Here is a 14,218-nt window from a genome sequence, read left to right as displayed (position 1 = left end):
TTGAAAGGTGGTTTTCCAGATGGTCGTACGGCTGGCAGATGTGGCCCGCGAGGCAGGAGTCTCTCCGGCGACCGCGTCCCGGGTCCTGAACGGCTCCTCGCGAAGCCCAGCGGAAGCGATTGCCGAGAAGGTTCGCCGTGCCGCCGAGCGCCTGGGATACTTCCCAAACGCTCAAGCCCAGGCGCTCGCCCGCTCCTCGGCGGGCCTGGTGGGTTTGATCGTGCACGACATTGCCGACCCCTACTTTTCCTCCATTGCCCACGGGGTTCAGCACGGGCTCCATGGCTCGGGATTGCGCGTCATGCTCTCGAGCACCGATCGGGATGGCGAGACCGAAATGGAAGCCGTGCGCGCCTTCATGTCCTACCGGACCGAGGGGATTGTGCTGGCCGGATCGCGCACCGTTGACGGCGATGAGCCGCTGATTGCTGCGGTGGAAACTTACCGAAAAAATGGCGGCAAGGTCATCATGATCGGCCAACCATTGCCCGGAACCCTGGGCCTGAGCGTTGATAACCGCGGCTCCGCGACCGAGCTGGTGCGCCAGCTGGTGGAGCTTGGACATCGACGCTTTGTGATCCTGGCCGGAGATATGAATCTGGTGACGGTGAAAGATCGTCATGCCGGATTTATTGAGGGACTAGATGAGGCCGGGCTGTCGGCCTTGGCGGTACTGCCAGGGGTCTTTACCCGCGATGGTGGGTTGGAAGTCATGACCGAATACCTTGATGCTTCGGGTGCTGAAATAGCTCAGGGACAGATCTGCGTCCTGGCCGCCAACGACGTGATGGCCCTCGGCGCGCTGACCGCTGTGCGCCGCGCCGGTTTGCGGGTTCCGCAGGACGTGGCGCTGGCAGGATTTGATGACATCGCCACGCTTGAAGACATGATTCCTTCGATCACCACCGTCCAGCTGCCCCTGGATTCCATGGGGGAGCAAGCGGCGCTCATGCTATTGGGTGCCGAAGACGCTGCCTCCGTTCGAGTGATTGACGGGACCCCGGTTTTGCGCGAAAGCACCACTTTCTGTCCCTGATTTCTATGATTGCCAATTGTGTATTGATGCATGCGCAAAAGGAATCATGAAGATCGCTAGGGCACTTGACGAGTGATTCCAATCACACATACGGTGTTGGAAACCGCTTTCCCAAGAGCGGGCGACCGTGCTCCACCACAAGACTTGAGGATTCGATGATGAAATTCGCTCGACTGGCAAAATTTACGGCGGCGGCCTCCATAGCCGCGCTGGCGCTCACCGGCTGCGGCGGCAACGGGAATGCCGCAGACGCCAATGGAGACGTGACGTTGCGCTTCTCCTGGTGGGGTTCTGAGTCGCGGTCAGCGGCAACCCAGAAGATTATCGATGCCTTCGAAGCCAAGAACCCGGGCATCAAGATCCAGGGTGAATATGGAGATTGGGGTGGTTACTGGGACAAGCTGGCGACGCAGGTTGCTTCCAATGATGCGCCGGACATTATTCAGATGGACGACAAGTATCTGCGTGAATACGCAGACCGTGGAGCATTGCTGGACCTCTCGGACATTGATGTCTCCAAGTTCGACGAGGCAGCCATCACCAATGGCACCACCGAGGACGGAGTCGTCGGCATCACCACCGGAATTAATGCCATGGCGATGATGGCCAACCCGACGCTCTTCAAGGAAGCCGGCGTCGAATTACCTGATGACAAGACCTGGACCTGGGATGACTACAGTGACATCTCCGCGAAAATTACGAAAAATACCAAGGTATTTGGTGCCACCGGACCCAATGAGCCAGCCGGTTTCCAGTTCTGGCTGCGTCAGGACGGCAAATCGTTGACTACCGCCGAGGGCACTCTCGGATTTGAACCAGCGGATGCCGTCTCGTACTTTGAAATGCTCAAGGGACTCATGGAGGCCGAAGCCATTCCGAGCGCCTCGGGAATCGCCGAGGACCAGAGCCCAGGCCCGGACCGGTCGTTGACCGGTACCAACGGTGCAGCCATGGGCATGTGGTGGACCAACCAACTCACCGCCCTTTCCGGCGCCTCAGGTGAGGACCTTGTCCCCTTGCGCATGCCGGGTCGCAGCGGAGAAGCCGGTGGATCACAGACCTTCTTCAAGTCATCGATGTTCATGTCCGCCACCAAGGGCACCAAGCACCCCGAAGAGGTCAAAAAGTTTATTGACTTCATGGTGAACTCCGAAGAAGCTGGCCTGCTCAACCTGGCAGACCGCGGACTTCCCTCTAACCTCGATGTACGTAAAGCAGTAGTTGCGGCCCTTGATGGAGCGGACGCTCGCTCGGCCGAGTTCATGGCCGACATCGAAGACGAAATTGCCGCCGCCGAGCCGGTGCCACCGCGTGGGTTTAGCGGTCTGCAGGACATCCTGTACCGCTACGGACTGGAAGTGTTCTTCGGACGTCTGAGCACCGAGGACGCTGCACAGAAGATGTATGAGGAAATGAAGATCGAAATCAGCTAGTTCGCACTGGCGCTGTGGTGGAGGTAAGGCCGTCGGTCTTGTCTCCACCACAGTTGTTTAATACCGTTGTCCGGCAGATGACGACTTCCGTGATCATTCCTTAGCGCTTCTGCGGCCGATTCAGTGCGATCAGGCTCAGCGACGTGAGAACCCCGGATCCGAGCGCTAGGGCGGCCACGACCCACCACTGGTAGCCGGTGGACCAGAACCACGCTAAACCGCCACAGAGGCACAGCAACATAAAGAAGACCACGAAGAAAATTATCGATAGCCACATCGAACCCTTGTTCATGCCTCAAGCGTCGCACAAGGAACCGTGCCCCGCGGAGCGAATTGGCCCGTGGCGTGGAGCAGTTCGAGCGAGACGGCGGCATCCTTCTCCGGAATGACGCGACTGCCGTAAATACGAGGGATAGACAGCTGCCGTGATTACCCGAGTAGCAGCGTAATCACCAACGTCACCGGCAACGCCAGCAGGGTGCTGCAGAGGATGACCTCCCGGGCGACGGTGGTTTCCAGGCGGAACTGTTGGGAAAAGAGCAGCACGTTCTGGGCGGTGGGCAGCGCCGCCATGAGTACCACCCCGAGCAGTGCGGTTCCCTGCAAACGGAAAACAAAAGCGGCAAACACCCAGGCCACCAGCGGCATAAAGAGCATCTTGAATCCGGTCGCCAGGAATACCTCGCTGCGCAGCGACTTCTGTGCCAGCGGCCGCTGCCCATAAAGCGAGAGGCCAAAGGCCATGAGCAATAGCGGGATGGAGGCCTGTCCCAACATGTCCAACGGGATGTGAATGACCTCGGGCAGGCGAAGATCAAAGGCTGCGAAGAGCGCACCGATGAACGTGGCAATGGTGACGGGGTTGGCGATGGAGCGAAGGATGGTTTTACCCAGCGGAGTCTTGTTCGCTTGGCTTCCGGTCGCACGAGCTGCCAGGGCAAAGAAGCACAGATACACCGGAGCGATCATCAGCAACTGCGCAATGAGGACCGAGACCACCGGGTCGGTACTGCCCACCGCGTAGAGTGCCAGCGGCACACCGATGTTTCCGGCATTAACGTAGCTGGTGGACATTGCTGCGCCCGGGAGTCGGGTCGTGGGGACCTTGAAGAATAGTTTGGCGCTGAGCGCATAGAGCCCGCCGGTCAGCGCGGCGGTGATCAGGGCTATCGGAGTGAAGACGCCGATGACCGAGCGCAGATCGGTCTCGGCCAACAGCGTGAACATCAGCGCCGGATTGGTGATGTAGTAAATCAGCGGGGTCAGTCCGGTGGCGATGGATTCACGCTTGCGCGGCAGGAACCGTGCCGTGGCCAATCCGATGAAGATCAGGATCAGTACGATCGTGAACCCCTGGAGCACTCCTTGCATATTCTCTTCCTCGGTTGGTCCTTGATGATCGTGGTCGCGGACCAGACCTGAGATTAAGCACGGCAGGGACGCCGAGATCGTTCTGTTAAACGATTCCGGCGTCCCTACTGCTACCTACTACTATTCAAATCATGGTGCTAGCGAACCAGCGCCGGGGACTTCGCGTTGAATTCCCATCCCGGAATCAGGTACTGCATGGAGGCTGCATCATCGCGCGAGCCCAGCCCGTGCTCCAGGTAGAGCTCGTGAGCCTCGGCCAGACGGGTGCGATCCAGGCTCACGCCTAGACCAGAACGATCCGGCACCTTGATCTCGCCGTCACGAATCAGCAGCGGTTCCTCGGTCAACCCCTGACCGTCCTGCCAGATCCAGTGTGTATCCAGTGCCGTGATTTCGCCCGGCGCCGCGGCAGCAACCTGGGTAAACATGGCGAGGGAAATATCGAAGTGGTTGTTCGAATGTGAACCCCAGGTCAGCCCGAACTCGTTGCAGAGTTGAGCCACACGCACCGAACCAGCCATGGTCCAGAAGTGCGGATCGGCCAGGGGGATATCCACGGCATTGGTGCGGATGGCATGGGCCATTTCGCGCCAATCGGTGGCGATCATATTGGTGGCCGTTGCCAGGCCGGTGGCCCGACGGAACTCGGCCACCACCTCACGTCCGGAGAACTTGCCCTCGGCGCCACAGGGGTCCTCGGCGTAGGCCACAATTCCTTGCATCCGCTTGCCCAAACGGATGGCGTCCTTGAGCAGCCAGCCACCATTGGGATCTAGGGTGATGCGTGCCTCGGGGAAGCGCTGCTTCAGCGCGATGACGGCGTCAACCTCCGCATCCCCGGCCTGCACGCCACCCTTGAGCTTGAAGTCCTTGAACCCGTAGCGCTTCTGAGCTGCCTCGGCGAGCTTCACGATGGCCTCCGGGGTCATGGCTTCCTCGCGGCGCACCTTCTCCCAGTCATCGGTGCCGTGTGGCTCGCGCAGGTAGGGAAGATCGGTGTCGTCGGGGTTGCCCACGTAGAAGAGGTAGCCAAGCATCGGCACGGCATCACGCTGTTGTCCGTCGCCCAGCAGCTCCGCTACGGGAACGCCAAGGAACTGGCCGTGCACATCCAGCAGCGCCGACTCGATGGCCGTAACCGCGTGCACCGTGGTGCGCAGGTCAAAGGTTTGGGTGCCACGTCCACCGGCATCCCGGTCGGCAAAGCGGGTGGCCACCGCGCGCAGCAGCGTACGGTATTTGGCCACCGGTGCACCGATGAGCAGTTCCCCAGCCTCTTCAATGGTTCTGCGGATCGCTTCGCCACCGGGTACCTCACCGAGGCCGGTGCGGCCATCGGAGTCGGTGATGATGGTGATGTTGCGAGTGAAGAACGGGCCATGGGCGCCGGAAAGGTTCAACAGCATCGAGTCGTGCCCGGCGACCGGAACCACCTCGATGCTCGCGATGGTGGGTTGTGTCGGGCTCATGCGGTCTCTCCGGCGTTCTTCAGGGTGCCGTCGATGCGGCGGGTCAGCTTCCACGGGTTGGATCGCTGCAACGCTGCCGGCAGCAAGGCGTCGGGGATGTTCTGGTAGGCCACCGGGCGCAGGAAGCGTTCGATGGCCAGGGTGCCGACCGAGGTGGTGCGGGTATCCGAGGTGGCCGGGAAGGGTCCGCCGTGCACCATTGCGTGGCCAACCTCTACTCCGGTGGGCCAGCCGTTGACCAGGATGCGTCCGGCCTTGCGCTCCAGGATGGGCAATACCGCAGCGACTGCCTCATGATCGGACTCGGTCAGCTGCAGGGTGGCGGTGAGCTGCCCCTCTAGCTTGGACAGGGCGGTGGCCAGCTCGGCAGCATCCGCGTAGCGGATGACCAGTGAGGCGGCACCGAAGATTTCCTCATGCAGCACCGGGTTATCCAGCAGTTGCTCCACCTTGGTGGAGAAGATCGACGGGGCCGGGGCATTCTCGCTGCTTCCCTCGGCGCCGCGGCCCAGAAGTTCGACTCCTGGCTGGGAGCCAAGATTCTGCACACCTTGGACCCAGGAGTTGTAAATGCCCGCGGTGAGCATCGTCTGGCCGGCGGCGTTTGCGGTTTCGGTGCGAAGTGCGGCGGCGAACTCGTCACCTGCCGCACCGGCGGGAACAAAGACCAGCCCCGGGGCGGTGCAGAGCTGTCCACTGGAGCCGACCACCGATCCCAGGTAGGCCTTGGCATGAGCAGTCGCGTCCTGGGCCAAAGCACCGGAGAAGAAGATCACCGGGTTGATGGAGCTCATTTCTGCGTAGACCGGGATGGGTTCCGGACGCGCCGCCGCGGTAGCCATCAGCGCGGTGCCGCCGGAACGGGAGCCGGTGAAGCCCACTGCCTTGATGCGTGGATCGGAGACCAGCGCCTGACCGATGCTTGCGCCGGGTCCGTAGATCAGCGAGAAGATGCCCGGGTGCAGGTTCAGCTCGGTGATGGCGGCGGTGATGGCCCGGCCCACGATTTCGCTGGTGCCCGGGTGGGCGTTGTGGGCCTTGAAGATGACCGGGCAGCCGGCTGCCAGCGCCGAAGCGGTATCCCCACCGGCGGTGGAGAAGGCCAACGGGAAGTTCGATGCACCAAACACCGCCACCGGACCCAGCGGGATCTTGCGCTGACGGATATCCACCCGCGGCATCGGAGCACGATCCGGTAGTGCCGGATCAATCCGCACCCCGTGCTGATCACCTTGGCGAACCACCGTGGCGAAGAGCCGCAGCTGATTCACGGTGCGCCCGCGCTCGCCGGTTAAGCGTGCCTCGGGAAGTCCCGTCTCTTCCATGGCGCGGGCCACCAATTCGGTGCCCACTGCCTCGATGTTTGCCGCGATGGTCTCGAGGAATGAGGCGTGGGTTTCCGGGTCAAGAGCACGGAAGGAATCGAAGGCATCCTCCGCCGCCGCGGTGGCCAGTGCCAACTGATCCTTATCGATCAGCGAGAAGGCCGGTTCCAGGGGCTGATTGGTGGCGGGGTTAAAGCCGCGCACCTCGCCGCCGTTGCCGTGGGAAGGGATTCCGGCGAGGATGGACTGGCCGGTGAGTTGCTGGGTATCCGTGGACATATGTGCTCCTGCGTCGGAAGATGGGGGAGGAAGGGGTGGTGCTTTAGACGGTTGCGGGGGCGGGCATGAGGCCAGCCTGGGCGATCAGTGCGCCCAGATCTGCCAGGTCGGCCTCGGTGAGGTCCTGAAGCGGGGTGCGAACAGATCCTGCATCGCGGCCAACTGCCTTCAGGCCACCCTTGACGATGGAGACGCCGTAGCCGGCCACACGGTCACGGATGTCCAGGTACGGCAGGACAAAGCGCTTGAGCTTCTCGGTGACCGCGGCGTTATCCAGGTTGCGCACGTCCTGGTAGAAGTCCAAGGCGAACTCCGGAACGAAGTTGTACATGGCCGAGGAGTAGGTGCTCATGCCCAGCTGCAGCAACGGCAAAGCGAAGGTCTCGGCGGTGGGCAGACCACCGAGGTAGAAGAGCCGGTCGCCATTCTTGGCCACCACCTTGGTGATGTGCTCAATGTTCCCGGTGGCGTCCTTGAAGCCGATGAAGTTCTCATGCTTATCGGCCAGTCGGGCCACGGTGTCGGCCGAGTAGATGGCATTGGCGCGGTTGTAGACGATGACGCCGGTGGTGGTCGAGGAGCAGACGGCCGAGACGTGAGCGAACAGGCCCTCTTGGTCGCATTCGGTCAGGTACGGGGGAAGCAGCAGTACACCCTGGGCGCCGGCGGCCTCGGAATCCTGCGCATTTTGGATGGCCTGCTTGGTGGACCCGCCGGCCGAGCCGAGCACTGGGACGCGGTCTCCGGCTTCTTCCACTGCCATGCGCACCACGCGGGACGCTTCCTCCGGGGTGAGTGTGAAGCCCTCGCCGGTGCCGCCGGCGGCAAAGAGGCCGGCAACGCCGAAGCTGGACTGCCAGTCGAGGTGCTTGCGGTAGCCCGCCTCGTCAATCTCTAGGTTGGCATCAAATGCCGTCACCGGGAAGGAGAGCAATCCGTCTTTGAGCTTGTTGGCAAGTTCGGCGGGGGTGTAAGTGGCCATGAGGTGATACTCCTAAAACTTTGGGGTGCCTCCACGACAACGTCGGTGGGTGTGGCGGTGGACGATGGTGTTGTTCGTTGACCCCAGCCTAGGGAGCACCGTTGATGCATGTCCAAGCCCATATTTGTATGGTTTGATACCCGGCGGGTATCGCTCCGTCGAGTGCAGGCGCGCATCCATGAGCATTGTTGCCTCAGGCCCGCAGCGAACTGCGCACAATCTGCGCAAGTTTGGCCAAGGCCGGATTGCGCGTATCCCTGTTCCAGATCGCATGTAACTCCACGGCGTCCTCCGCGACATCCTCGAGCCGTAGGTAGGAGACCCCGTCAACACCTAAGAGCTTGGCGCTTTCGGGGACAAAGGCGATGCCGCGTCCTGCCGCGACCAGCGTGATCATGGTCAGGATCTGAGAGACGGTGTGAATAACGTTCTGATGCTCGATATCGATCTGCCGCACCACGAGGTCATAAAAATAGCGGGCCTTGGTGGGCGAGTGCATGATGAGGGCTTCGCCTGCGAGGTCTTCAATGAGGACCTCGCGCGGAAGCAGGTCCAGCCGATGTCCGGTGGGCACCGCAAGGCAAAGTGACTCGGAGAAGAGTAGTTGGGATTCAAGGGTTTTTTCATCAAAGGGCGGGCGTGCCAACCCCATGTCAATGTCCCCATCCTGCAATGCGGCGACTTGTTCGCCGGTGACCATTTCAAATAGTTCAAGATGCACGTTGGGTAGGTTGGTGGAGATTTCCGAGAGCAAGGGACCGAGCAGACTGAAGCCCGATGCGGCGGTGAATCCGATGCGCAGTTCCCCGAACTGTCCCGAGGCAATGCGTCGAGCATTCAGGGGAGCGCGTTCGGCGGAAATCACCAACCGTCGCGCGTCGGTGAGAAAGGCCTGCCCGGCCGCGGTGAGAGATACCTTGCGGTTGTCACGTTCAAGCAGCTCTACCCCGACACTGCGCTCAAGCTTTTGGATTTGTCGACTCAAGGGAGGCTGGGTCATATTCAGCCGTTCGGCGGCTCGCCCAAAGTGCAGCTCCTCGGCAACGGCGACAAAACTGCGGGCTTGGTCCAAGGTGAACAATTGATACCTTTCGGGAATCACTCTATGCATAGATGGGGTTGGACAAGCATCATAACTTTTTTCTAGGCTCAGGCAGAAGCAAAAAACGTGTTGTGACTCACTCGCAGGGCGGCATTGCCCCACAACACGCCTCGCTAACAAGGAGATCTCGCAATGAAGCAGAAAATCACCCGACGTGTCATGCTGTCGCTTGCCGCAACCACGGCCGCACTGTCCTTGGCCGCCTGTGGAGGAAATGTCGGCGGCGGCTCGGCCGACGGCGCGACCTTCCCTAGCGGCCCGGTCACCTTCACCGTCGGTCAGGCTCCGGGCGGATCCACCGACCTGATCGCCCGCGCAGTGGCCGAAGGCATGGCAGAAAAGTTGGGCGTTGCCATCCCGGTCGTCAACAAGCCAGGTGCCAACGGCGCCCTGGCCACCGAGGAAGTCGCCGCCATGAAGGCCGACGGCCAGAACCTCGTGCTGCTTAATGCCTCGCTGATCACCATCACGCCGCTGGCCGTCGCGGCCGACGAAGCAGTTTCTCTGGACAAGCTCGACGTCATCGCGGGCCTGTCCCAGGACGACTACGTCATGGTTGCCAGCACCAAGTCCGGGGTCAAATCGGTTGAGGATCTGACCAAGAGCACCTCCAAGCTGTCTTTCGGCACCACCGGCGTGGGCACAGGCTCGCAGTTGGCTCAGGCACTGTTGTTGGCTCAGGCCAAGGTCGAGGGCACCATCGTTCCCTTCGACTCCGGCTCCCCGGCGCTGACCGCAGTCATGGGCAACCAGGTCCAGGTTTCCACCGTCCAGCTCGGCGAAGCCAAGCCACAGATTGATGCGGGCACCGTGACCCCGCTGGTGGTCTTCTCCTCCGAACGCAATGAATTCCTTCCAGAGGTGCCGACCGCCATTGAAGCCGGCTACGACGTTCCGGTTTCGCAGTACCGCGCGATTGCAGCACCCAAGGGTCTGAGTGCCGAGACCAAGACCGCCCTGGTCGAATCGGTCAAGGCTGCGGTTGCTAAGGACACCTACAAGTCCTTCAATGAGTCGACCCTGTTGACCCCGAAAGAAATCTCCGGTGAGGAAGTTGTCACCGAGTGGAACGCGCTGGCCGCGAAGTACAAGAAGCTGACCGAGCAGTACAACATCTCGCTGGCCTCGAACTAACATCTAGCCCGTTCCCCACCCCATGCGCCACTCAGGTGGCGCACTCCAGATCAAAAGGAAGCACGTTATGCGAGCAGATCATGCGCCGCACGTCGAAGAAGCCGCGGTTCAGGAAGAAGAGATCCTGACACCCGAGCAGCTTGCGGAGGTCTGGGCCGCCGAGGCGCCCGAACCCGCCGGCCCGGTGGCCAACCTGCTCTCCTCCTTGGTTGCCTTGGCCCTGGGTATGGGCGGATTGGTGCTCTCGCTGAAACTGGGATTGGGAACGCCGGCCGAACCACGGCCGGGCATGTGGCCCTTTGTCGTCAGCCTGGTGGTGGCCGTGCTCTCGGTCGTCCAGATCGTCATCGGGCGCACCGGCGGGAAGGACGGAGAAAAGTTCTCCGCCTATTCCTGGTACGCAGCCATCGGTTTCGCCACCCTGGTGGGCATGGTGTTGCTGATGCCGGTGATTGGCTTTGAAATTCCGTCGCTGCTGTTGTGCTTCATCTGGATGAGGTGGCTCGGCGGTGAGCGCTGGCGCTCGGCCACCATGTACTCGATCCTGATTGTTGGCGCGTTCTACGCGATCTTTATTGCCGCACTCGGAACCACCATCCCTCGACTTTTCTAAGTCACAGACCTAAAGGTAAAACGGCATGGATTTCTTCGGCCCGGTCTTGGACGGCTTTGGTGTTGTCCTGGACCCAACCAATCTTTTGTACTGCCTGCTTGGCGTCGCCATCGGCATGCTGATCGGCGTGCTGCCGGGCCTCGGCCCGGCAGCAACCATCGCGATTCTTCTTCCCATGACCTACGGGGTGGAGCCGGTCACCGCGATCATCATGTTGGCGGGCATCTTCTACGGTGCCCAGTACGGCGGCACCATCACCTCGGTGCTGCTGCGAATTCCCGGTGAGGCCAGCTCCGTGGTCACGGTCTTTGACGGCTACGTCCTCGCCAAGCAGGGCAAGGCCGGCACCGCCCTGGGCATCGCCGCCATCGGTTCGTTCATCGGCGGCACCGTGGGCATCATCGGCCTCACCTTCTTGGCCCCGCTCGTGGCGGGATTCGCCCTGGACTTCGGACCTCCCGAATACACGGCCTTGGCCTTGCTGGGCATCCTGTTGGTCGCCACCATCTCCGGTGGATCGAAGATCAAGGCGCTGATCGCCGCAGCCTTCGGCCTGTTCCTGGCCACGGTGGGGCGCGACATCTTCACCGGGGCCGAGCGCTTCACCTTCGATAACCTGTCCTTGGCAGACGGCATCGACTTCGTGCCGATCGCCATGGGCCTCTTCGGTCTCGGCGAGATCCTTTACAACCTCGAGGAACGCCACCGCGCAGCGGCCGCCCCGGTGGCCGTGGCCAACGTCTGGCCCTCACGCAAAGACCTGAAACAGTCCTCCGGCGCCATCGGGCGCGGCTCGGTCTTGGGCTTCTTCCTGGGCATCCTGCCCGGGGGAGGCGCCACCATCGCCTCGCTGGCTGCTTACGCAGTGGAAAAGAAGCGCGCGAAGGACCCTTCACGCTTCGGTAAGGGCGCTATTGAGGGTGTTGCGGGTCCGGAATCCGCGAACAACGCCGCCGCGACCAGCTCGTTTATCCCGCTGCTGACCCTGGGCATCCCGGCCAACGCCACCATGGCCATCATCTTTGGTGCCCTGCTGATTCAGGGTGTGACCCCGGGTCCACAGCTGATCACTGAGCAGCCCGAGCTGTTCTGGGGCGTGGTGAATTCCATGTACATCGGCAACATCCTGTTGCTGATCATGTCGATCCCACTGGTGGGATTGTTTGTCAGGATCTTGCGGATCCGTGGCGCCATCCTGGCCCCGATCACGGCATTGATCACCATGCTCGGTGCCTACACCATCCGCAACTCGATGTTCGATGTGATGCTCGTGGTGCTCTTCGGCGCACTGGGCTACCTGATGAAGAAGTTCGGCTTCGAACCCGGCCCGCTGGTGCTGGCCTTTGTGCTCGGCAGCCTGCTCGAGTCATCGCTTCGCCGTTCGCTGCTGGTGCTCGAGGGTGATCCAACGGGGTTCTTCACCCGTCCGATCTCCGGCACCCTGCTGGTCATCTTCGTCATGGTCGCGGTGTGGCCAATGGTCAAGACCGTCATGAACAAGCGCAAGAAGGCAAACGCCCTCTCGCTCGAAACTAAGGTTAAGGAAAAGGTATGAGCATCCTAGTGGGATACGTTCCGACCAAGGTCGGCGAGGCGGCGGTCCGTGCGGCCATCAAGGAGGCCAAGCTCCGCGACGAGGAATTGCTGATTGTGAACTCGGTGCGCGAGGGCGCATTGGTGGATAAGTCCGTTGCGAGCCCACAAGACATCGAGCGCGTCACGGCATCCACCGTGGATGCTGGCATCAAGGCCAGGATCCTGGAGTCGGTTCATCGCGATGACCTCGCCGAAGAGATTCTGGAACTGGCAGAGAAGCACGATGTCTCACTGATTGTCATTGGACTGCGTCAGCGTTCCCAGGTCGGCAAGTTCATCATGGGTTCCCACGCCCAGCGCATCCTGCTGCAGGCAGAACACCCGGTGCTAGCCGTGAAGGCCGATCAGGTCTAGTAAGACTGCGGCAACCTATCGATGGCCGCGTTGCCCCTGCCGCTTTTGCGGTGGGGGCAACGCGGCCCTTTTTCTGGCCACACGTCGCGATTACCAGTATTTGTCACTCGGCATCTGGCAAAGGGGGCATTGATGCCCCGTCTGTGGTTTCGAACCATGCCCGTCCGTGCCGGTACCGGATGGCAAACCCTTTAAGTCCTGCGGGTGTGAGGTCAATCCGGTCCACGATCCCGCCAATCGGCGGCTGGGGGCGGTCCCACTGTGATTCGTTTACATGCGGATGGCTTTCGTCAATCATGAAACCCGCGTCGGGTTGGATTTCTGCTGTGCCATTCGTGAAGCGTGCAGGCAGGCCGATGAATGTCTTGCCCGCATAGCCAATGAGTAAAGTCCTGTCTGCTTCGGCCTGCATGGACATTGGCAGCAGGGAATCTTCGTCCCAGAGCCAGGTACCGGTGGCGTTGGAACGAAACTGTTCGGAAGTAAGGGAATTAATCTGCTCGATCCCATGAACTGGACAGTAAGCGGCAGCCGTAATGCCCATGTCCCCGTACAGGTCCCTTTCGTCAGGGTTTGCGCGCATAAATTCGTCGATGCAGGTACACGAGGGTAGTGATTGAGCGTGATCAAAAGGCACCGTGCCGGCGTCTTCGGAAAGCGATGACCATAGCCCTTGTATCGGGCCGCCAACAATCGGGACATGCCACACCATATTGCCTACGCGTCTGCGCGCTAGGAACCTCCAGCCGCAGCGGTGCCACTGGGCTAGGGCCAGAACACTCACGGTTGCGGCAGCCGTTCCCAGATAGTCGGATAACACCAGATCTTCGAGTTCCTGATAGGTGCGACCGATTGCGGTGGGTAGCGCCATCGCAGTAGCCAACCAACCGAAGATAGCGATCGCGCTCAAACCCGTAGCCCAGTGCGTGCTGCGTCGTTTCATGCGGTTCAGAGACTTGCGCGCAGCCGGGCCTAGCTCAATTGTCATGTCTACGTTCGACTTTGTGGCGAGATCCCGGACTGCGTGAATCTGTCGTAGAGAGAACTTTGTCTGGATAAGCCACCAAAGGGCTGCTGCCATGGTGCCGGCCCACCAGATGGCGGCATTATCGGTGGGGTCGAGTGAATACGCTACGGCCGCGTAGAGCAAAACGATGGGTGCGATCGCAACGGCCATACGACCAAAAAACCAGCCGATAAGAGAAAAGAATATGGCAACGAGCGTCGCAGAGAGCCCGAACATGTCCGCGATTTGGTAGGTGTGTTGCCAATATTCCGGAGGCAGGTCCTCCCACGCCCGGGCATCAATGAATGAGGCAACCGTTGTCATCAAGACAATCGCACAAGCCGCAAGCATTTGTCGCCACGTGCGAGGGCAGAGAGGAAGGGCGGCCCATTCCTGGGAATCCGGCCTGACTAGGAAGTAGGTTTTGCTCACGTTGAAACCACGGTGTTCATGAAAAACATTCTCGCACCGAAATGTGAGTCGGTTGGTCTCGGTTCCCGGTGGTCTCCAGTGCCTGG

Annotated in this window: 13 protein-coding genes; 6 read left to right on the top strand and 7 right to left on the bottom strand. The window is 61.1% G+C overall.

Translation table 11 applies throughout. The features are described 5' to 3' along the window. The first annotated feature begins 19 nt into the window (after positions 1–19). Positions 20–1,036 (top strand): LacI family DNA-binding transcriptional regulator, encoded by a 1,017-nt coding sequence (locus tag HED64_RS03855; protein ID WP_168150744.1) that lies wholly within the window; start codon positions 20–22, stop codon positions 1,034–1,036. Positions 1,037–1,194: 158 nt separating this feature from the next. Next, entirely contained in the window at positions 1,195–2,469 is a 1,275-nt protein-coding gene (locus tag HED64_RS03850) for an ABC transporter substrate-binding protein (RefSeq protein WP_245325618.1), read from the top strand. Between the two features lie 100 nt (positions 2,470–2,569). Here HED64_RS03850 and HED64_RS03845 read toward each other — a convergent pair whose 3' ends face one another. From HED64_RS03845 to HED64_RS03820, 6 genes are all read right to left on the bottom strand, one after another. Then, positions 2,570–2,761, bottom strand: a complete 192-nt coding sequence (locus HED64_RS03845; protein ID WP_168150742.1) for a hypothetical protein — start codon at positions 2,759–2,761, stop codon at positions 2,570–2,572. A 137-nt stretch (positions 2,762–2,898) separates the two neighbouring features. After that, positions 2,899–3,840 carry an AEC family transporter gene (locus HED64_RS03840; protein WP_168150741.1) on the bottom strand — a complete coding sequence of 314 codons (942 nt, stop codon included), beginning with the start codon at positions 3,838–3,840 and terminating at the stop codon, positions 2,899–2,901. Positions 3,841–3,977: 137 nt separating this feature from the next. Further along, positions 3,978–5,309: an enolase C-terminal domain-like protein gene (locus HED64_RS03835; RefSeq protein WP_168150740.1), complete on the bottom strand. Its 1,332-nt coding sequence runs from the start codon at positions 5,307–5,309 to the stop codon at positions 3,978–3,980. After that, positions 5,306–6,913: an aldehyde dehydrogenase (NADP(+)) gene (locus tag HED64_RS03830; RefSeq protein ID WP_168150739.1), complete on the bottom strand. Its 1,608-nt coding sequence runs from the start codon at positions 6,911–6,913 to the stop codon at positions 5,306–5,308. Before HED64_RS03830 ends, HED64_RS03835 begins: the two co-directional genes overlap by 4 nt. A gap of 43 nt (positions 6,914–6,956) precedes the next feature. Next, positions 6,957–7,895: a 5-dehydro-4-deoxyglucarate dehydratase gene (kdgD, locus tag HED64_RS03825; protein WP_168150738.1), complete on the bottom strand. Its 939-nt coding sequence runs from the start codon at positions 7,893–7,895 to the stop codon at positions 6,957–6,959. Positions 7,896–8,088: 193 nt separating this feature from the next. Further along, a complete protein-coding gene (locus HED64_RS03820; protein ID WP_168150737.1) occupies positions 8,089–8,976 on the bottom strand; it encodes a LysR family transcriptional regulator in 888 nt (295 codons plus the stop codon). A 153-nt stretch (positions 8,977–9,129) separates the two neighbouring features. On the opposite strand from HED64_RS03820, the gene HED64_RS03815 reads away from it, so the two are divergent. The 4 genes from HED64_RS03815 (at position 9,130) to HED64_RS03800 (ending at position 12,694) form a co-directional block, all read left to right on the top strand. Next, the gene (locus HED64_RS03815) at positions 9,130–10,131 is read left to right on the top strand and encodes a tripartite tricarboxylate transporter substrate binding protein (protein ID WP_168150736.1); all 1,002 of its coding nucleotides are present in this window, start codon (positions 9,130–9,132) and stop codon (positions 10,129–10,131) included. A gap of 67 nt (positions 10,132–10,198) precedes the next feature. Further along, entirely contained in the window at positions 10,199–10,744 is a 546-nt protein-coding gene (locus HED64_RS03810; protein ID WP_168150735.1) for a tripartite tricarboxylate transporter TctB family protein, read from the top strand. A 25-nt stretch (positions 10,745–10,769) separates the two neighbouring features. Next, complete coding sequence (locus tag HED64_RS03805) at positions 10,770–12,299, top strand: tripartite tricarboxylate transporter permease (protein WP_168150734.1); 1,530 nt, start codon at positions 10,770–10,772, stop codon at positions 12,297–12,299. Next, positions 12,296–12,694, top strand: coding sequence for a universal stress protein (locus tag HED64_RS03800; RefSeq protein WP_168150733.1), 399 nt, complete (start codon positions 12,296–12,298; stop codon positions 12,692–12,694). The genes HED64_RS03805 and HED64_RS03800 overlap by 4 nt, the downstream gene beginning before the upstream one ends. A 103-nt stretch (positions 12,695–12,797) precedes the next feature. On the opposite strand, the gene HED64_RS03795 is transcribed toward HED64_RS03800, so the two are convergent. Beyond that, positions 12,798–14,132: a hypothetical protein gene (locus HED64_RS03795; protein ID WP_168150732.1), complete on the bottom strand. Its 1,335-nt coding sequence runs from the start codon at positions 14,130–14,132 to the stop codon at positions 12,798–12,800. Positions 14,133–14,218 lie beyond the last annotated feature (86 nt).

The organism is Paeniglutamicibacter terrestris (assembly GCF_012271785.1).
Classification (GTDB): domain Bacteria; phylum Actinomycetota; class Actinomycetes; order Actinomycetales; family Micrococcaceae; genus Paeniglutamicibacter; species Paeniglutamicibacter terrestris.
Note: the sequence above shows the minus strand (reverse complement) of the source record. Positions and strands in the feature narration are given on the sequence as shown.

Excerpts from the sequence above, each read along its gene's own strand:
- HED64_RS03855 (WP_168150744.1), top strand. The coding sequence starts at position 20 with ATGGTCGTACGGCTGGCAGATGTGGCCCGCGAGGCAGGAGTCTCTCCG.
- HED64_RS03850 (WP_245325618.1), top strand. The coding sequence starts at position 1,195 with ATGAAATTCGCTCGACTGGCAAAATTTACGGCGGCGGCCTCCATAGCC.
- HED64_RS03845 (WP_168150742.1), bottom strand. The coding sequence starts at position 2,761 with ATGAACAAGGGTTCGATGTGGCTATCGATAATTTTCTTCGTGGTCTTC.
- HED64_RS03840 (WP_168150741.1), bottom strand. The coding sequence starts at position 3,840 with ATGCAAGGAGTGCTCCAGGGGTTCACGATCGTACTGATCCTGATCTTC.
- HED64_RS03835 (WP_168150740.1), bottom strand. The coding sequence starts at position 5,309 with ATGAGCCCGACACAACCCACCATCGCGAGCATCGAGGTGGTTCCGGTC.
- HED64_RS03830 (WP_168150739.1), bottom strand. The coding sequence starts at position 6,913 with ATGTCCACGGATACCCAGCAACTCACCGGCCAGTCCATCCTCGCCGGA.
- kdgD (WP_168150738.1), bottom strand. The coding sequence starts at position 7,895 with ATGGCCACTTACACCCCCGCCGAACTTGCCAACAAGCTCAAAGACGGA.
- HED64_RS03815 (WP_168150736.1), top strand. The coding sequence starts at position 9,130 with ATGAAGCAGAAAATCACCCGACGTGTCATGCTGTCGCTTGCCGCAACC.
- HED64_RS03810 (WP_168150735.1), top strand. The coding sequence starts at position 10,199 with ATGCGAGCAGATCATGCGCCGCACGTCGAAGAAGCCGCGGTTCAGGAA.
- HED64_RS03805 (WP_168150734.1), top strand. The coding sequence starts at position 10,770 with ATGGATTTCTTCGGCCCGGTCTTGGACGGCTTTGGTGTTGTCCTGGAC.
- HED64_RS03800 (WP_168150733.1), top strand. The coding sequence starts at position 12,296 with ATGAGCATCCTAGTGGGATACGTTCCGACCAAGGTCGGCGAGGCGGCG.